15 protein-coding genes are annotated in these 17,025 nt (G+C 74.5%); 5 read left to right on the top strand and 10 right to left on the bottom strand.

Going from position 1 to position 17,025, the window contains the following annotated elements; all coding sequences use genetic code 11:
- Window positions 1-30: 30 nt before the first annotated feature.
- Window positions 31-1,524, top strand: a complete 1,494-nt coding sequence (locus AB0C21_RS38345) for a TerD family protein (protein WP_500210979.1) — start codon at window positions 31-33, stop codon at window positions 1,522-1,524.
- Window positions 1,525-1,619: 95 nt separating this feature from the next.
- Window positions 1,620-2,282 (top strand): nitroreductase family protein, encoded by a 663-nt coding sequence (locus AB0C21_RS38340; RefSeq protein ID WP_500210978.1) that lies wholly within the window; start codon window positions 1,620-1,622, stop codon window positions 2,280-2,282.
- A gap of 16 nt (window positions 2,283-2,298) precedes the next feature.
- On the opposite strand, the gene AB0C21_RS38335 is transcribed toward AB0C21_RS38340, so the two are convergent.
- Both AB0C21_RS38335 and rnhB read right to left on the bottom strand, forming a co-directional pair.
- On the bottom strand, window positions 2,299-2,931 hold the full coding sequence (locus AB0C21_RS38335; protein WP_500210976.1) for an HhH-GDP family DNA glycosylase: 633 nt from the start codon (window positions 2,929-2,931) through the stop codon (window positions 2,299-2,301).
- A 76-nt stretch (window positions 2,932-3,007) separates the two neighbouring features.
- On the bottom strand, window positions 3,008-3,757 hold the full coding sequence (gene rnhB / locus AB0C21_RS38330; protein WP_500211029.1) for a ribonuclease HII: 750 nt from the start codon (window positions 3,755-3,757) through the stop codon (window positions 3,008-3,010).
- A 268-nt stretch (window positions 3,758-4,025) separates the two neighbouring features.
- Here rnhB and AB0C21_RS38325 point away from each other — a divergent pair, with 268 nt between their 5' ends.
- The 3 genes from AB0C21_RS38325 to AB0C21_RS38315 all read left to right on the top strand — a co-directional run bounded on the left by AB0C21_RS38325 (window position 4,026) and on the right by AB0C21_RS38315 (window position 8,519).
- Window positions 4,026-6,584: an AAA family ATPase gene (locus AB0C21_RS38325; RefSeq protein WP_500210975.1), complete on the top strand. Its 2,559-nt coding sequence runs from the start codon at window positions 4,026-4,028 to the stop codon at window positions 6,582-6,584.
- A gap of 61 nt (window positions 6,585-6,645) precedes the next feature.
- On the top strand, window positions 6,646-7,731 hold the full coding sequence (locus AB0C21_RS38320; protein WP_500210973.1) for a winged helix DNA-binding domain-containing protein: 1,086 nt from the start codon (window positions 6,646-6,648) through the stop codon (window positions 7,729-7,731).
- Between the two features lie 74 nt (window positions 7,732-7,805).
- On the top strand, window positions 7,806-8,519 hold the full coding sequence (locus tag AB0C21_RS38315; protein ID WP_500210971.1) for a histidine phosphatase family protein: 714 nt from the start codon (window positions 7,806-7,808) through the stop codon (window positions 8,517-8,519).
- Between the two features lie 16 nt (window positions 8,520-8,535).
- On the opposite strand, the gene AB0C21_RS38310 is transcribed toward AB0C21_RS38315, so the two are convergent.
- The 8 genes from AB0C21_RS38310 to AB0C21_RS38275 all read right to left on the bottom strand — a co-directional run bounded on the left by AB0C21_RS38310 (window position 8,536) and on the right by AB0C21_RS38275 (window position 16,964).
- Entirely contained in the window at window positions 8,536-9,384 is an 849-nt protein-coding gene (locus AB0C21_RS38310) for a 5-oxoprolinase subunit C family protein (RefSeq protein WP_500210969.1), read from the bottom strand.
- Window positions 9,381-9,995, bottom strand: a complete 615-nt coding sequence (gene pxpB / locus AB0C21_RS38305) for a 5-oxoprolinase subunit PxpB (RefSeq protein WP_500210967.1) — start codon at window positions 9,993-9,995, stop codon at window positions 9,381-9,383. Before pxpB ends, AB0C21_RS38310 begins: the two co-directional genes overlap by 4 nt.
- Window positions 9,992-10,744 carry a LamB/YcsF family protein gene (locus AB0C21_RS38300; protein WP_500210966.1) on the bottom strand — a complete coding sequence of 251 codons (753 nt, stop codon included), beginning with the start codon at window positions 10,742-10,744 and terminating at the stop codon, window positions 9,992-9,994. Before AB0C21_RS38300 ends, pxpB begins: the two co-directional genes overlap by 4 nt.
- 22 nt (window positions 10,745-10,766) lie before the next feature.
- Complete coding sequence (locus AB0C21_RS38295; protein WP_500210965.1) at window positions 10,767-11,135, bottom strand: UCP033725 family protein; 369 nt, start codon at window positions 11,133-11,135, stop codon at window positions 10,767-10,769.
- Window positions 11,132-13,276, bottom strand: a complete 2,145-nt coding sequence (locus AB0C21_RS38290; protein WP_500210963.1) for a TY-Chap domain-containing protein — start codon at window positions 13,274-13,276, stop codon at window positions 11,132-11,134. Before AB0C21_RS38290 ends, AB0C21_RS38295 begins: the two co-directional genes overlap by 4 nt.
- A gap of 60 nt (window positions 13,277-13,336) precedes the next feature.
- Window positions 13,337-14,884, bottom strand: coding sequence for a TY-Chap domain-containing protein (locus AB0C21_RS38285; protein ID WP_500210961.1), 1,548 nt, complete (start codon window positions 14,882-14,884; stop codon window positions 13,337-13,339).
- A gap of 97 nt (window positions 14,885-14,981) precedes the next feature.
- Window positions 14,982-16,610 (bottom strand): hypothetical protein, encoded by a 1,629-nt coding sequence (locus tag AB0C21_RS38280; RefSeq protein ID WP_500210960.1) that lies wholly within the window; start codon window positions 16,608-16,610, stop codon window positions 14,982-14,984.
- A gap of 96 nt (window positions 16,611-16,706) precedes the next feature.
- On the bottom strand, window positions 16,707-16,964 hold the full coding sequence (locus AB0C21_RS38275; RefSeq protein ID WP_149262134.1) for a hypothetical protein: 258 nt from the start codon (window positions 16,962-16,964) through the stop codon (window positions 16,707-16,709).
- Window positions 16,965-17,025 lie beyond the last annotated feature (61 nt).

Genomic DNA, 17,025 nt, shown 5'->3' with positions numbered 1-17,025 from the left:
TGGTGGCAACGGTCGATGACGAGGAGCGTTATGTCGATGCAGAAGGGCGCCAACACGGCGGTTCCGGTTCCCTCGGTGCGGGTCGAGCTCGGGTGGCAGGGCGGGCCCGGCGTTCCCGACGCGGACGCCTCGGCGCTCCTGCTCGCGGAGACGGGCCGGGTGCGGTCGGACGACGACTTCGTCTTCTACAACCAGCCGGTGCACGGGTCGGGCGCGGTCCGGCACGAGGGCAAGCGGCAGGGGCCGACCGTCCTCGACGTCCTGGCGGTCGACCTGAACCGGGTCGAGCCCGCCATCGACAAGATCGTCATTGCCGCGTCCTCGGACGGCGGGACGTTCTCCCAGTTCCAGGGTCTGTACGTGCGGGTGGTGGACGCCGCCGCCGGGACGGAGGTCGCCCGGTTCGAGAGCCAGGGCGCCACCACCGAGACGGCGTTCGTCCTCGGCGAGCTCTACCGCAGGCAGGGCGCGTGGAAGTTCCGTGCGATCGGCCAGGGCTACGACTCCGGTCTCGCCGGGCTGGCCACCGACTTCGGCATCAGCGTCGACGACCCGGGCCAGGCGGCGCCGCCCGCGCCCCCGCAGCCGCAGGCCCCGCCCCCGCCGGCGCAGCCCGCGCCGCAGGAGCAGTACGCGCCCCCCGGCGGGCAGTACGTTCCGCCGCCCCCCGGCCAGTACGCGCCGCCGCCCCCTCCGCCCGGCCAGCAGTACCCCCCGCAGCCCGGTCAGTACCCGCCTCCGCCCGGGCAGCACGCGCCTCCGCCGCCGATTCCTGGGCAGTACTCGCCGCAGCCGGGGAACCAGTACGCCCCGCCTCCCGGCCAGTACGCGCCCCCGCCCGGGCAGTACGCGCCCCCGCCTCCGCAGGGGGCGGCCCCGCAGCCCCAGGCGGGCGGCACGGTCTCCCTGACGAAGAACGCGCCGTCGGTGTCGCTCACCAAGCACGGCGCGCGGGGCGGCCACATGCGGGTCAACCTCAACTGGACCGCGCGTGAGGGCGCCGCCAAGGGGCGCCTCGGCAAGCGCCGCCGCGGCGTCGACCTCGACCTCGACCTGTGCTGCCTGTGGGAGCTGAAGGACGGCCGGAAGGGCATCATCCACGCCCTCGGCGACATGGGCGCCCTCGACCGCCCGCCCTACATCCAGCTCGACAAGGACGACCGCACCGGCGCGATCGAGTCGGGGGAGAACCTCCACATCAACCTCGACCACACGGCCGAGTTCAAGCGGATCCTGGTGTTCGCCGAGATCTACGACGGCGCCGACGACTTCCGCGGCCTGAACGCGGTCGCCACGCTGTTCCCGGTGGGCGCGCCGCCGATCGACATGCGGATGGACGACTGCATGGACGCCTCCCGCGACGCGGTCCTGGCGCTCATCGAGAACGTGAACGGGGAACTGGTCGTCCGCCGCGAGGGCCGGTTCGTCCTGCCGCCGCCCGGCCGTCCGCGCTGGGGCAAGATGACGGTCGACCAGGCGTACGGCTGGAACCTGGAGTGGGTCGCCTCGCGCGGCAAGGACTGAGCGCCCCGCGGCGCGGGGAGTGCCGGAACGGGCCCGGAACGTTGGCTGATCCTGCCGATTGTCCCGGGCCCTGCCGCGGCGGTAGGAACGGTCGCATGAGCACCCAGCGGCAGTACCCGGTCGTACCCGCGCCCCGTTTCGACGTTCCGCCCGAGGAGTCGGTCGAGCGGGTCCGGGCGTTCGCCGACACGATGGCGTTGCGCCGCACCGTCCGTGATTTTTCCGATCGCCCCGTGCACCGCGGCGTCATCGAGCACGCGATCCGGGCGGCGGCGACGGCGCCCAGCGGGGCGAACCTCCAGCCGTGGCGGTTCGTGGTGGTCACCGATCCGGAGCGCAAGCGGCTGCTCAGGGACGCCGCCGAGCGGGAGGAGCGGGAGTTCTACGAACGGCGCGCCTCGCAGGAGTGGCTGGACGCGCTCGCTCCGCTGGGCACCGACTGGCGCAAGCCGTTCCTGGAGGACGCCCCCGCCGTCATCGTCGTCTTCGAGGTGCACAAGGGGCCGGAGACTCCGCGTCCGTACTACGTGAAGGAGTCCGTGGGCATCGCCGTGGGTTTCCTGTTGGCAGGCCTCCACCAGGCGGGCCTGGCGACCCTCACGCACACTCCGAGCCCCATGCGCTTCTTGAACGAGGTCTGCGACCGTCCGCTGGAGGAACGCGCATACGTGGTGATCCCCGTCGGCTATCCCGCCGACGACGCGATGGTGCCCGACATCGCCCGCAAGCAGATGGACGAGGTCGCCGTCTGGACGTGACGCGTGCGCCCGGCGCCTACGCGGCCTTCAGGTGCTCGGCGAGCTTCTTGTCCCGGGCCACCTTCACCAGCGCCGCGCTGAGCCGCGCCATGTCCTTCTCCGGCACCTTGGAGGCGAGCTCCTCGCCGTCGGCGGGCAGGCCGAGCCGCTCGGCGCCCTTCTTCACCTGGCCGTCGACGTAGGGGCGGAGCCACGGCCAGATGGCCTGCGCCTCGCGGCAGAAGATGTCCACCCCGGTGGGGCCGATGCCGGGGAACTCCCGCAGCAGCTCCGCCGCCTTCCCGGTGTCGCGTCCGGCCTCGATGGCGAGGCGCCGCATGTCGCCCTTGTACCTGTCCTCGACGATCTCCGCCATGTCGCCGAGGCGGGTCGCGGTGCTCTCGTCGTAGCGGACGTAGTGCCCCCGGCCGAGCGCGTCGACGCGCTCCTGCCAGGTCAGCCTGCCCATGCCGCGTGCCGTGCCGCCCCCGGCCGCGAACAGCTCGCGGGCGGCGGCGAGGGCGATGTCGGAGGAGATCCTGGCGCTCAGCAGGTTGGCGAGGACGAGCAGCTTGAACAGCGGAGCGGGCTGGTCCTTCAGGGTTATGCCGGCCTCTTCGGCGAACGTCTCGCCGGACTCCCGGAGCAGCTTCCTGACGACGGCATCCATGGCATGCACCTCCCGTGTCGGCCGCTCTACCCCGGCCGCTGGAGATGACTCATGCGCCCGCATGCGGGGCGCCGGCTCACAGCAGGCTGAGCTGCCCTTCCCCGGCGAGCGGGTCGCGGTGCTTCTTCATGTGGCGCCAGCGGGGGAGGTCGTCCAGGTAGGACCACGAGAGCCGGTGGTGCGGCGTGGGCCCGTGCTCCTCCAGGGCCTTCTGATGGACGGGCGAGGGGTACCCGGCACTGTCGGCGAAGCCGTAACCCGGGAACTCGCCGTCCAGCTCCGCCATGAGCCGGTCGCGGTGGACCTTCGCCAACACGGACGCGGCCGCGACCGTGACCGACCTCTGGTCCGCCTTGACCTCGCACCGGACGCGCCAGGGGCGGCTGAGGAAGTCGTGCTTGCCGTCGAGGATGACCACATCGGGCCGGACGGGCAGCGACTCCAACGCGCGGACGGCGGCGCGCCGCAGCGCGGCGGTCATCCCCACCTCGTCGATCTCCTCAGGGCCGGCCGCGCCTATGGCGTGCCCCGCAAGCCAGCCGGGAAGGATCCCGGCGAACGACTCGCGATGGGCCTCGGTGAGGAGTTTGGAGTCGGTCAGCGCGATCGTCTTCTTCCCGCGTCCCGGCACGACCGGGGGCGGGCTCAGGTCGGTGACCGCCGCGCACACCACGACGGGCCCCGCCCACGCGCCGCGTCCCACCTCGTCCACCCCCGCGATGACAAGGGGGCGGCCGCTTCCGGACGGCGCGGTCCCCAGCTCCTCCTCGATCTCGTAGCCCGCGGCACGCGCGACGCCCGTGGCGGCGGCGGGGGAGGGGACCAGCCCGGGGAAGGCACCGGTGGAGTCGGTCAAGGGGGCTCCTTGGACGGTGGACGACCTGCGTCACCGATCGTAGGGCCGCACCACTCCCCGTGGCCGGAGGCGGCGGCCCCTTCCGGGCGCAGCGTGGAACTTCCACTTCTGGACAGGACAATTGTCCCGGTCCCGAGTGCGGCATGGGCTCCGTTCCGCACCAGGCAGGGCCGGTGTAAGTCAACGAACAGGGCGCGGGGAGTCCCGTTCCGGGCGGTCCTGCGCTTTACTCGCTTTGATGGCTTTGTTCGGCAGGTCTCGCTCCCGCCCGGCGAAGAACGCCGCGGCGCGGGATCTTTTCGAGCGCCTGAGGTGGCGCTACTTCCAGATCACTCCCGGGCTGAGGTTCCTGGGGGCGGTGCTGCTCGTCGCGCTCGTGCTGGTGGCCGCGGTCCTCCTGGACGGCCCGATCCTCGGCGCGGCGGCGTTCACGGTGATCCTGCTGGTCGTCGTCCACCTGACGCTCCGCTCGCCCACGGGCATGGCCGTCATCACGGTCATCCTGGCCTGGCTCGCCCTGTCGGTGCCTCTGGGCGGCCTCTACCCGGACGAAGGAAACCCGCCGTACCTGAGTCCGGAGCTGCTGCTCGGCCTGCTCGCCGTGCCCGTCGCCTTCGTCGCCTTCCGCCTGCGCGGGTACGCGCCGTGGCGCACGACGCTATTGGGGCTGGCCTCCGCAGGCGTGGCCACAGCGGCGTGCGCACACCCGCTGCCTGAGGCCAGTGTCACGCCTGGATGGCTCGCGGCCCTGGCCGTGCTCGCCTACCGGTGGGACCGGGCAAGGCGCACCGTCCCGGCGGAGGCCTACGAGACGGGCTGGGTGCAGGAACAGGCGAGCCCGAAAGGGGACGCCACGGCGGCCCCGCGCAAGAACCCCTCGGGCCCGGACAAGCGCGAGCGGCCGGACAAGCCGAGCAGGCCGGACCGGCGCGGCTCCGGTGAGGCCGGAGCCGCCGCCACCGCGCAGGCGGCGCACGACCAGCGCGCCGCGGCGCAGGCCGCCGACCCCGGCAGCGCCCCCGAGCGCCAGGCGCCGCCCGAGCGGCGCACGGAGCCGCCCGACATCTCCGTGGCGGAGGCGCTCGCCGAACTGGAGAACATGATCGGGCTGGAGCCGGTCAAGCGGCAGGTCCGCTCCATCGCCGCGTCCATCGAGGCCGCGCACATGCGCGCCGCGGCCGGGGTGCCCACCGAGAAGCCGATGCGGCACTTCGTCTTCGTCGGGCCGTCCGGCACGGGCAAGACCACCGTCGCCCGGGTGCTCGCCAAGATCTTCTACGCGTTCGGGCTGCTGCCCGAACCCGCCCTGGTCGAGGCCCACCGCGCGGATCTCGTCGGTGAGTTCCTCGGCGCGACCGCCCTCAAGACCAACCGGCTCGTCGACTCGGCCTTGGGCGGTGTCCTGTTCATCGACGAGGCGTACAGCCTGGTCAACTCCGCCGAGGGCCAGCCCGACCGGTTCGGCGACGAGGCCGTCCAGGCACTGCTCAAGCGCGCCGAGGACGACCGCGACAACCTCGTCATCATCCTGGCCGGATACGAGACCCAGATGGAGGAGTTCCTCGACTCCAACCCTGGGCTGGCCTCCAGGTTCGGCACACGCGTGCACTTCCCGTCCTACCGCCCCTCGGAGCTGCTGCAGATCGCCGACTACCACACCGCGCTGCGCGAAGACCGGCTCGACGCGGAGGCCCGGCGGCGGCTCGCCGCCCGCTTCGAGGAGGTCGAGCGGCGCGGCATCATCGACGACCTGGGCAACGGCAGGTTCGTCCGGTCGCTGGCCGAGGCGGCGGCGCGCGCGCGGGACGTGCGCGTGGTCGAGGCCGTCTCGTCGTCCGGTGCGCCGGCCAGGCCCACCGCCGAAGACCTGGTCACCGTGCGCGCCGAGGACGTGGAGACCGCCTTCGCGGAGGTCACCGAGCGGTTCCGCGGCTACACCGAGACCCCGACGCTGGACGAGGCGCTCGCCTCCCTCGACGCGATGATCGGGCTGGAGCCGGTGAAGCGGCAGGTCCGCGAGATCGCCGCCCAGTTGCAGGTGGCCCGGATGCGGCAGGAGCAGGGCCTGGTCACCCGCCCGCCGACCCGCCACTTCGTGTTCGCGGGCCCGCCGGGCACGGGCAAGACCACGGTCGCGCGGGTCCTCGGCGGCGTCTTCGCGGCGTTCGGGCTGCTCGCCCGCCCGGAGGTGGTCGAGGCCCAGCGCGCCGACCTCGTCGGTGAGCACCTCGGCGCGACGGCGCTCAAGACGAACAAGGTCATCGACTCCGCCCTCGGGGGTGTGCTGTTCGTCGACGAGGCGTACGCGCTGAGCAACCCGGGCTACTCGGGCGGCGACGCGTTCGGCGCCGAGGCGGTGCAGACCCTGCTCAAGCGGGCCGAGGACGACCGTGACCGGCTGGTCGTCATCCTGGCCGGCTACGACGCCGACATGACCCGGTTCCTGGCCTCCAACCCCGGGCTCGCCTCCCGCTTCGACGTGCGCGTGGACTTCCCGTCCTACGGGCCTGACGAACTGCTCCGCATCGCCCAGCTCATGGCCGAGCAGGGCGGCGACCAGTGGGAGGAGAGCGCCCTGGACGACCTGGCCCTCGTGTTCCAGCGCGCATGCGGGACGGGCCGGATCGACGAACTCGGCAACGGCCGCTTCGCCCGCTCCATGTACGAGAAGGCGTGCGCGCGCCGGGCGCTCCGGGCGGCAAGGCTCGGCTCCGCGGCGACCGCCGCCGACCTGACGCTCCTCACCACCGACGACGTCCGGGACGCCTTCAGCGAGCTGACCCACCGCCTCATCTGATCTGGAAGCCCCCGTCCGCGGGCGTGGCGTGCGGTGTCGGTGGGCCGCGGTTTAATCGGGCATGGCCTCGGTGACGTGGAAGCAGGTCCTCGCCTGGCGGATGCGGCGGCAGTTCGTCGAACGGCCGGAGGACGTGTCCGCGCTGGAGATCGCCCGAAGGCTGGCGGGCGTGCAGGCGCAGGTGGCGTCCGCCGCCGAGTTCGCCGTCGCGGTGCGCCGGCGGACGCCGGCCGCCGGCCAGGTGCCGCGGGCCCTGCTGGACGACCGGACGCTCGTCAAGACGTGGGCGGCGCGCGGCACCCTGCACCTGCTGCCCGCGGACGAGGCCGGCGCCCACCTCGTGCTGTGCTCGTCCATCCGCAACTGGGAGAAGGCGACCTGGCAGCGGACCTTCGGCGCCACCCCGGCCGACCTGGAGGCGATCGCCGCGGCCGCCGCCGGCGCGCTGGCGGGCGGGGCGGCGCTCACCCGCGAGGAGCTGACCCGGGCCATCGTGGACGAGACGGGTTCGTCGCACCTCGCGGAGGTGCTCGGCTCCGGCTGGGGCACGCTGCTCAAGCCGCTCGCGTGGTGGGGCGTCCTCTGCTACGGACCGCCCCAGGGCAACAAGGTCACGTTCACGTCTCCGGCGCGATGGCTCCCCGGCTGGACGGGCCTGCCCTCCATGGAGGACGCCGCCCGTACCGTGATCCACGCCTATCTGGGCGCCCACGGCCCCGCGACCCCTGACATGTTCGACAACTGGCTGATGCGCAAGCAGAGCCGGAAGAAGGACGTCAGGGCGTGGTTCGCCGCCGCAGAGGAGGGGCTGGCCACCGTTGAGGTCGAAGGCGTACCCATGTATGTGCTGGCGCAGCACCTGGACGAACTCCTCGACACCGCGCCCACCACGTCCGTCCGGCTGCTCGGCGGGTTCGACCAGTACGTCCTGGGGGCGGGGACGGGCGCCACCTACCTGGTACCGGCCGACCACAAGAGCAAGGTGAGCCGCGCGGCGGGATGGATCTCCCCGGTCGTCCTGTACGAGGGCCTGGTCGCCGGAGTCTGGGACGCCGCAGACGGCGAGGTGACCGTGACCCCGTTCGAGGACATCCCCGCTGCGCCGCTCAAGGAGGAGCTCGACCGCCTGGCTCCGCTTCTGGGCTGACCGCCGCCCCGCCCGGGCCGCGATGACCGAACCCGCCGAATAACGGCCTGAATCGGTCGTCTAGGGTGCCCAGCGTGGAGGAGCGGGATGAGCCGGGCGAGTACCGGCAGACGCCGTACAGGGCGCCGGACGGCGCCACCGAAGTCCTTCTGATCAGGCACGGCGCCTCCGCGCCGGCGCGCCCCGACCGGCCGTTCCCGCTTGTGGACGGCCACGGCGACCCCGAGCTCGCGCCGGAGGGGCGGGTGCAGGCCGAACGGGTGGGCGAACGGCTCGCCGGGGCCCACTTCGACGGCGGGGAGCGCTTGGACGCCGTCTACGTGACGCCCCTGCGCCGCACGGCGGGGACGGCGGCGCCGCTCGTCCGCCGCCTCGGGCTGGAGCCGCGGGTCGAGCCGGGCCTGCGCGAGGTGCATCTGGGCGAGTGGGAGGGCGGGCTCTTCCGCAAGAAGGTCGCCGAGAACGATCCGGTGGCGCAGCGGATGTTCGCCGAAGAGCGCTGGGACGTGATCCCGGGGGCGGAGGGGAACGAGGTCTTCGCCGCACGCGTCGAGGAGAGCCTCGCCCGCCTCGCGGCGGCGCACGCGGGCGGCCGGATCGCCGTGTTCACCCACGGCGGGGTGATCGCGCAGGCCCTCGCGGCCGCCACCGGCGCCAGGCCGTTCGCGTTCCTCGGCGCGGACAACGGGTCGATCTCCCGGCTGGTCAGGCTCGGCGGCCTGTCGGCGGTCCGCGGCTTCAACGACATCTCCCACCTGGACCGGCCCGCCCCCGCGCCCCTGACCTGAGCGACCGGGCCGCCGGCTACAGGCGGAAGCGGAGGCTCTGGCCGGGGCGCAGCTGCGCGGCCGCGGCCACGGCGGCCGAGGCGAGCACGGCGACCACGGGGTAGCCGCCGGTGGTCGGGTGGTCGGCCAGGAAGATGATGGGCAGCCCGCTGGGCGGCACCTGGAGAGAGCCGATGACCACGCCCTCGCTGCCGAGTTCGCCCGAGCGCGCCCGTTCGAGCGGCGGGCCGTTCAGGCGTACTCCCACGCGGTTGCTGTCCGGCGTCACCTCGTAGGGCACGGACGTGAGCGTGGCCAACGCGGTGGGGGTGAACCAGTCGTGGCGGGGGCCGGGCAGGATGCGCAGGATCGGTGTCTCCGGCAAGGGCGCCGCCGGCACGACGTCCACATTGATGTGCCCCAGGCCCTTGGCGGAACCGACCGGGAGGCGGTCGCCCGGCGCAAGTGGCGACGGCCCGAGGCCGGACAGGAGGTCGGTCGACCGGCTCCCCAGCACTTCGTCCACGGCGACGCCGCCTCGCACGGCGACGTAGCTGCGGAGCCCGGAGCCGGGCGTGCCGAGCTCGACGAGGGCCCCGGCCGCCACGAAGCAGGGCGCGTTCATCCCGTGAGCGCGGCCGTCGACCCGCAGCGGCACCGGAGCGCCGGTCACCGCGATCCAGGCGCGCGCGTGAAACCGCAGGACCGCCCCGCCGAACGTGAACTCCACGCCCGCCGCGCCCTCGGGATTGCCCACCAGCCGGTTGGCGAGCCGGAACGCGCGCCGGTCCGCGGCACCGGAGCGGGGGACGCCGAGATGCGCGCGGCCGGGCCTGCCGAGATCCTGGACGGTCGCCAGCGGCCCGGGCCGCACGACCTCGATCAAGAAATCTCCTCGGGGACGAACCGGACCCGCGCCCCCGGCCGGAGCAGCGACGGCGGATCGCGCGACACGTCCCACAGCGGCAGGCGGCTGCGCCCGAGCAGCCGCCACCCGCCCGGCGACCGGGACGGGTACACGGCCGCGTAGGGGCCCGCCACCGCGACCGAGCCGGCCGGGACCGCCTTGCGCGGCGTCGCGCGCCGCGCCACGTGCAGCGCCGGATCCAGCCCGGTCAGGTAGCCGAAGCCGGGGGAGAAGCCGAGGTAGGCGACCGTGTACGAGCCCGCGGAGTGCCGCCGGACGACCTCCTCGCGCGACAGTCCGGTCAGGGAGGCGACCTCGTCGAGGTCATCCCCGTCGTAGAGGACGGGGATCTCCACCGGCCCGGCGTCGCCCGCCGCGCCGTCGGCCAGGCGCAGCCGCGGAATGAGGGCGGCCAGGCGCCCCAGGTCGGCGGAGGGATCCGCGACGACCAGGACGGTCCGCTCCCCGGGGACGACGTCCACGACGCCCGGCGGCGGCGCGCACCTGAGGGCGGCGTGCAGGCGGTGGGCGGTCGCCAGGTCGCCCGTCTCCACGAGCAAGGCGGTCTCGCCGGCCCGCCGCACGTTCACGCGAACGACTCCAGGATGACGCCCGCGTCGGACAGTGCGGACCGGACGGCCCTGGCGAGGTCGACCGCGCCCGGGGTGTCGCCGTGCACGCAGATGGAACGCGCCTTCAGCGGGACCTCGGTGCCGTCCGCGGCGACGACGCTGCCGCCCACCGCCATCTGCACCGCACGCCGCACGACCGCGTCCGGGTCGTGGACGACCGCCCCCGGCTCGCGGCGCGACACGAGCGCGCCGGACGGCGTGTAGGCGCGGTCGGCGAAGCACTCGGCGACGACGGTGAGCCCGTCGGCGACGTCGTGCACGGCGGAGGCCGGGAGCGTGAGCAGGGGGAGCGACGGGTCGTACGCCCGCACGGCGTCGGCCACCGCGCGCGCCTGGACGGGGTCGCGCGCGACCCTGTTGTAGAGGGCCCCGTGCGGCTTCACGTAGGCCACCCGCCCGCCCTCCGCCCGCGCGATGCCGTCCAGCGCCGCGAGCTGGTACAGCACCTCGGCGGTCAGCTCCGGCGCGGCCACGTCCATCTCGCGGCGGCCGAACCCGGCGAGGTCCCAGTAGGAGACCTGCGCGCCGATCGTCACCCCGCGCTCGACGGCGGCCGCGCACACCCGGCGCATGATCAGCGGGTCGCCCGCATGGAACCCGCACGCCACGTTCGCGCTCGTGATGACGTCGAGCAGCGCCGAGTCGTCACCCAGCCTCCAGACGCCGAACCCCTCGCCGAGGTCGGCGTTGATGTCGATGACCGTCATGCCCCACCACCGATCCCCGTGCTCAGACGGTCTCCTCGCGCAGGTCCTCGACCTCGTGCTTGGACGCCCATGCCTGGTACACGCCCCGGTCGAACGGCTCCAGGCCGAGCCGCTCCGCCACCGGCGCCTTGCCGCCGCTGTACTCCAGGCGCAACCAGCCCTCGTGCTCGCCGAGGACCACGAACGGCTCGCCGCGCCACGTGCAGTGGGTGGTCACGTACCGGAGGCCGTCGACGTCCGTCAGGGGCAACACCTTGACGTACCGGTCCGGGGAGACCTGGAGGAACCCCTCCACCTGCCGCGCGGCGTAGAGGCGCACCTTGTCGCCGTCCGGGCTCGCCTCGTACTCGGCGCCGCGCCAGCCCGCGTAGTAGCCCTGCCGGACGCTCATCCGCGCCCTCCCGGCAGCTTCACGAGCCACCTGCGCAGATCGGCGTCGTATCCCGCCACGAGGGTCTCCCTGCCGTGCGCGTCGAGCCGGTACATCTCGGCCCCGTGCGGCAGGCGCTGGCTCTCGATCTTGAATTCGGGGATCGCGGGGCCGTCGCCCGGCGCGTACCCCGACCCCGGGAACGGCGCCTTCTCGATCACCCAGCCGCCCGGGATGATGCCCATGCTCCACTCGTCGATGCCGCCCAGCGGGCGGCGGAAGAGGGCGGGCTTCACGGCCGGCCACCGGATCACGAAGATCTGCTCGTCCGCGGGCGCGAACGGCGACCCCTCGTACACCAGCCCCAGGGCCCGGATCAGCGCGGCGGGGCTCTTCAGCTCCTGGACGTCCTGGAAGCGGTGGACGTAGCCGGCGACCAGGTCGTAGCCGCCTTCCAGATAGTGCTGCACATGCTCGGGCCGCACGGCCTTCTGCATCACCACGACCTGGGACGCGTCGGCGGGCATCTGCGGTCGTGTCGCCGGCCCGGCCTCCGGCGCGGACCGGGCCCCGCGCTCGACGATGCTCGGAGTCCTCTCCGCGCGGGTCCGGGTGTCGGTGCGCGCGGCGGCCGGGACGTTCTGCTGCCGGGTGTCGGCCCGTGCCCGCTCGCGCTGGCCGTAGAGCGGCGCCGCGGGAAGGCCGCGGGGGTCGCTCGGCGTCTCGCGGGCCGGGTTCGGCGGGACGGGCGGCTTCCGCCCGGGCCGCCCACGCGGGTCCGCCGGAGTCTCCGGAGCCACCGGCGCCTCCCGGACGACCGGAGCCTCCCGGGTGACCGAGGCCTCCCTTGCGACCGGCGCCTCCCTGGCGACCGGCGTCTCCCTGGTCACGGGGGCGTGCCCGGCGGCCGGGGCCTCGGGGCGCCGCGGCGGCGGAGGAGCCGGAGGAGCCTGAGCGGGGGCCGGTCGGCGCTGCGCGGGGGCCTGGACCGGCGGCGCGGGCGGGCCGCCCGGAGGCGCTGTGCTCGCCCGTGAGGGTGCGGGGGCGGCGGAGGGTGCCTCGGTTCGGGGGCGCGCCGGTTCCGGGCGCTGAGGCGGTTTGGGCGCCTGCCGGGCGCCCGCCGGAGCGCCCGCCGGAGCGCCTGCCGGAGCGGCGGTCGGGGAACCGGTCGCGGCCGCGGGCGGGTCGGCGGGTGAGTCGGCCGGCGGGGCGCCCCGGGCTCCGGCCCGGGAGGCGGGCTTGCGCGAGCCGCGGCGCGGCGGGCCGGCCACGTGGACGTCGGTCGGGACCGGCGGCGTGGGCGCGCCGGGCTCCTCGGGCTCGAGGAGCGCGTTCGCGTCCAGGTAGCACGCGCTCGGCAGGCCGGGGTTCACCGCGAGCTGCCATTCCGGGTGCGGCCACCGCCGCGACAGCTCCGCCAGCGAGGCCCGCCGGTGGTGGACCGCCTGCCCCTGGAGGGAGCGGTCCATGGCCTCCGGCGAGGTGAACGCGAGGACGAACGTGCCGTCGCCGAACTGCGCCGTGGCGAACTGGTGCTCGGCGGCCTCCGGGTCGCCGGGCGCGGGCAGGTACAGGACCGCGCGCGCGAGCAGCTCCAGGTAGCCGTGCTGGTCGCCGCGCTCGCGGGCCTCGGCCAGGGCCGCCTCCAGAGTGGACCCGGAGGGGCGCTCCTGGCGCGCCGACGTCTGGGCGGCGCGTTCGTCCTCCGGCACGGCGAGCGGGATGCCGAGCCCGGGCAGCGCCAGGGGCCCGCCTCCGGGGCCCGACCTGCTCGCCTGGTAGACGAGCTCGAGCGGCGACTCGATGCCGTACACGTCGCGGAACGCGCCCGTCATCTGCCCGGCGAGCAGGGCGCACGCCTCCAGCAGTTCCGAGGAGCCGCGGCGGCCGCCGCGCTCGCGGAAGGTGAGGCGGTCCCACCAGTTCTTGCGGTCCTCCTCGTCCGGCGGCTCCCAGCCGAGCGCCCTCAGCCTGCGCTCCTGCCGCGACGCGAGCGGGCGGGGCAGGAACGCGCTGCCGACGGCCTCGGCGTCGAGCGTCCCCTCGGAGCGCATCGCCTGGACGTAGGGGAGCCCGCTCGGACCTTGCACGATGAGGAACGACGTGACCGGGAGCCGTGAAAGCTCCAGTGTCAGCCGTTTGGCGAAGTCGTTCCAGTCCACTGGGGATCCACTTTCACGTGCGGGGCGGGATTCCGTACTCGACGGTAGCCGAAGGGCGCGTCACTCGCTCCAGGGAGAGGGAACCGCGTCGGCCCGCACCGGTGTCCAGACGCCGCCGATGGCGTCGTAGACGGCCACCGGGGCCTGGTCGCCCTCGCCCGCCGCGCGCCAGAGGCGCGTCCCGTGCGGGGGCCGGAGCGGGACCCCGGCGGGGCGCTCGTCCGGAGCGGGCGCCTGGCGCGCGGGCCGGTCGGGAGGGCTCCCGGTCGGCGCGCCGAGAGGCGACGCCGGTTCCGGTTCCGACGCCGTCGGAGGGACACCGGCCTCCAGAGCCGCCCGAAGGTCGGCGGCCGTGTACGGGTCGACGGCCGTGTGGGAGTCGTCGCGCGGAACGTCCGCCGCCGGGACGCCCTCGCCCGGCGCCGCTCCGCCCGGGGCCGCCTCACCCGGTGCCGGCACGCCCGGGCCGGGGAAGCCGTGCGCCGAACCGTTGACCGAGGGGGCCGATCCACCGACCACGGGGTTCGGCCCGGCGAGCGCGTTGGGGTCGACCGTCCCGTACGGGTTGGGCTCGTCCTGCACGGGCGTGGGCGGCTCGCCCTGGCCGCCCTGCAAGCGGCCGATGACGGAGGAGTCGAGCAGGACCTCGCTGGGCAGGCCCCAGTTGATGGCCAGGCGCCACGCCGGATCGGGCCAGCCGGCCGCCAGGCGGGCGAACGAGGTGCGCCGGTACAGGCCCGGGTGCCGCTCGCCGGTGCGGGCCAGGGCCCCGGGCGAGGTGAACACCGTGACGTAGGTGCCGCTGCCGATGGTGACGGTGGGGAACTCCGCGCGGTCGGGGTCCTCCACGGCGGAGGCGGTCGCGGGAAGGACCAGGTCGGCGTTCTCAAGGAGCCGGAAGTAGGTGGTGTTGTCGCCGTTGGCCTTGGCTTCGGCCAGGCGGGGTTCGAGCAGTTCCGCGTCCATGCCGGGCAGCGCGTGCTCCGGCAGCGGCAGCCGCGTCCCCGCGAGGGGGTCGCCGCCGGGCAGGGAGCCGCCCGGGAGAGGGTCGGCGGGCAGCGGGTCGGCGGGCAGCGGGTCGGCGGGAAGGGCGTCGGCGCCGAAGTGGACGCCCTCCGAGGACGCGCGGCGCTTGCTGACGCGCGACGGGTCGGCGACCTCGATACCGAAGTCGACGAGTTCGATGAGGCCGGACCCGTGCCGGTGGAACGACTCGTACACGAGGTCGGACGGGCGCCGGACGCCCTGGACGTCCCGGAGCGCCGTGACCATCACGTCGGCGAGCCGCGCGAAGTCGCGCTCGGTCACGCTCAGCGTCCCGCCGGGGACGCCCGCCTCCGGCAGCTCCGTCCACCAGTTGCGCGGCGCGGGCTCGGCGGGCGGGCGCCAGCCGGCCTCGCTCATGACCTCTTCGTCGGCCAGGGTGAGCAGGAGGGGCCCTTCGAGGAAGTTGTTGCTGACGGCCTCGGCGTAGAGCCGGTCGGGCTCGCGCATGGCCTGGACGTAGTGACGGCTCTCATCGCGTTCGCGCACGATCAGGATCGTGTCCCGTTCGAGCCCCGCCAGCTCGCGTCCCAGCCGCCGGGCGAACTCGGACCACTCCAACAAGATCACTCCCTACGACCAAGGGCCGGTGCCGACCCCCGCGAGACCGCGCCCGGGACCCGATGATTGTCGCCGGGAGCGCGACGCGCAAACCAGGAGTTCAGTCGGGCGGCGGTTCGTGACGAAGCACACGCAGCGCCTCCCGGAGGGCTTCCGGGTCGTCCCCGCAGCGGTCGAGGACGCCGATGAGTCTGTGCAGGATCTCATGCCGTTCGTAGCCGACGTCCAGCAGCGACTGGGCGGTGTCCCACAGGCTCGGCGGCTCGCCGTCCCACAGCATCGCCGCGAGGCGCGCGTGCGCGTCGAGGTGCTCCTCGCCGCCGCCCGGATGCTCGAACTCCAGCAGGACGCGGCGGTCGCCGGGGTCGGCCGGGTCGAGTTCCGACAGGTCGACGAAGCCGTGCCGCCCCGTCCGCCTGTGCGTGCCCGACAGGAACGGGAGGGCGAACGCGCGGCGGGGGAGGGCCTCCAGGTCGCCGTCGGGCAGCAGCCGGGCGACCAGTCCGGGGTCGAGGCCGAAGGCGGCCGGATCGCGGTAGGCGGCGGAGAACTGCGCGGTGGCGTCCCAGAGGGCGTCCAGGGTCGCCCTGATGCCCTCTTCCGGCAGCCCCGTGCGCCGCCCCGCCCAGCGGACCCACGCCGCCAGCACGTGGGGGACCGCCTCCTGTTCCGACGGGGACAGCAGAACCTTGCGCGGCAGCCAGTCGAGCAGGAACATCTCGCATTTGATCGGGCTGACGCGCAGGGGCCGCCCGAAGTCGTGCGTGCAGCCGTAGTCGATGATCCGGTCGACGCACCGGATCGCCGCGGCGAGGTCCGACAGCTCCGCCGCCTCGTCCGAGGCGAGGAACCGCGTGGCGATCGTGGCGCGCCTGTCGCGCCCGTACACCGGAGGCTGGGGCAGGCGGCCGCCCGGCGGGAGGATGTCCACCCGCGCGCGCACGAACGCGTGGTAGGAGCCGAAGCTCTCGTTCACCGGCGGATCGACGGTCTCGTCGGTGAGGTCCAGGGCGCTTTGCAGCAACGCCTTGGTGTCGCGCGGGTCGAGCTCCTCGAACCGCATCAGCGGGTTCTCGCGGCCTTCGCGGCGGCAGTGGTCGAGAAGCCTGTCGACCCGCGAGGAGACCCACGCGTCCCGGACCATCCCGCTCGCCGGCGGCCGCCCCGCGCGCGCGGCGGGCGCGGACGGGCCGCCGCGCGACTGGACCACCCCGGCCCTGTTGCGGTCGACCAGGATGATCAAAGCGTGCCGCTCGGCGCCCCCGTAGGTGTAGGTGCAGATGACGGAGTCCTGGTCGCCGTAGACGTCCCTGGAGGCGAAGCACGCCTCCGGCTCGACCATCCCGACGCGGTCGGCCCAGCCGGGTCTGGCGACGCCGTCGGCCATCAGTTGCAGCGCCGCGCGTTCCGCCTTGGCGGCCTGGCGCGGGGTGCCCATGTAGGCGATCCCGGTGAGCAGCGCCAGCGCGGCCGGCGTGGCCGCGGCCGCCGCGTGGCCGACCAGGGCCTCGCCGATGACCTCCTCCACGTCGCCGTCCGGGACGCGCTGCCCCCACCAGGAGCCGAGGATCTCGCTGATGATGAGCTCCGCGTCCAGGGGGCTGCGCACCGCCAGCAGCTCGCGCGCGTGCTGGAGCATGCCGTCGAAGATCGCCGAGACCTCGTCCGGGTGCTTCGGGCCGTCCCGGGGCGGGTCCCCCGAGGGGCGGTTGCGGCTGCGGGGACTCACACCTCTAGCGTCTCAGATCCGGGGCGGACGGTGGCCGGGACACCGGCGAAGACCGGAATGGGCCGCCACCCGCCGCTCGCATGGGCGACCTGCCGGTCAACCGTCGGCGCCGCCCGCGCCGCCGGCGGGCGCGCGCCCGGAGGGCGGCTGCGACTTCAGGATCCCGGTGAGCTGCTCCCGGGCCATCCGCTCGACTCTGGCCGGCGTGGCGTCCAGACCGAGATGGGCCATGCACGCCTGGACGTCGGCCACACACCGGTGCACCGCGTCCGAGGGGAAGGACGCGAACTCGTCGCACAGCCTTCGTGCGAGCGCGTCGCGTGTCTCGTTCCGGTGATCGGCCAGTGCAGGCATCAGCGCACACCTCCGCGCACGGGGTACCGGCGGCGGGACCCCGCCGGCGAGACGGAGCGCG

The sequence above is a fragment of the Spirillospora sp. NPDC049024 genome (assembly GCF_040649235.1).
Taxonomy (GTDB): Bacteria; Actinomycetota; Actinomycetes; order Streptosporangiales; family Streptosporangiaceae; genus Spirillospora.
The sequence above is the reverse complement of the archived record's forward strand: the minus strand, read 5'-3'. Positions and strand labels throughout refer to the sequence as shown.

Excerpts from the sequence above, each read along its gene's own strand:
- AB0C21_RS38345 (WP_500210979.1), top strand. The coding sequence starts at position 31 with ATGTCGATGCAGAAGGGCGCCAACACGGCGGTTCCGGTTCCCTCGGTG.
- AB0C21_RS38340 (WP_500210978.1), top strand. The coding sequence starts at position 1,620 with ATGAGCACCCAGCGGCAGTACCCGGTCGTACCCGCGCCCCGTTTCGAC.
- AB0C21_RS38335 (WP_500210976.1), bottom strand. The coding sequence starts at position 2,931 with ATGGATGCCGTCGTCAGGAAGCTGCTCCGGGAGTCCGGCGAGACGTTC.
- AB0C21_RS38325 (WP_500210975.1), top strand. The coding sequence starts at position 4,026 with ATGGCTTTGTTCGGCAGGTCTCGCTCCCGCCCGGCGAAGAACGCCGCG.
- AB0C21_RS38320 (WP_500210973.1), top strand. The coding sequence starts at position 6,646 with ATGGCCTCGGTGACGTGGAAGCAGGTCCTCGCCTGGCGGATGCGGCGG.
- AB0C21_RS38300 (WP_500210966.1), bottom strand. The coding sequence starts at position 10,744 with ATGACGGTCATCGACATCAACGCCGACCTCGGCGAGGGGTTCGGCGTC.
- AB0C21_RS38295 (WP_500210965.1), bottom strand. The coding sequence starts at position 11,135 with ATGAGCGTCCGGCAGGGCTACTACGCGGGCTGGCGCGGCGCCGAGTAC.
- AB0C21_RS38275 (WP_149262134.1), bottom strand. The coding sequence starts at position 16,964 with ATGCCTGCACTGGCCGATCACCGGAACGAGACACGCGACGCGCTCGCA.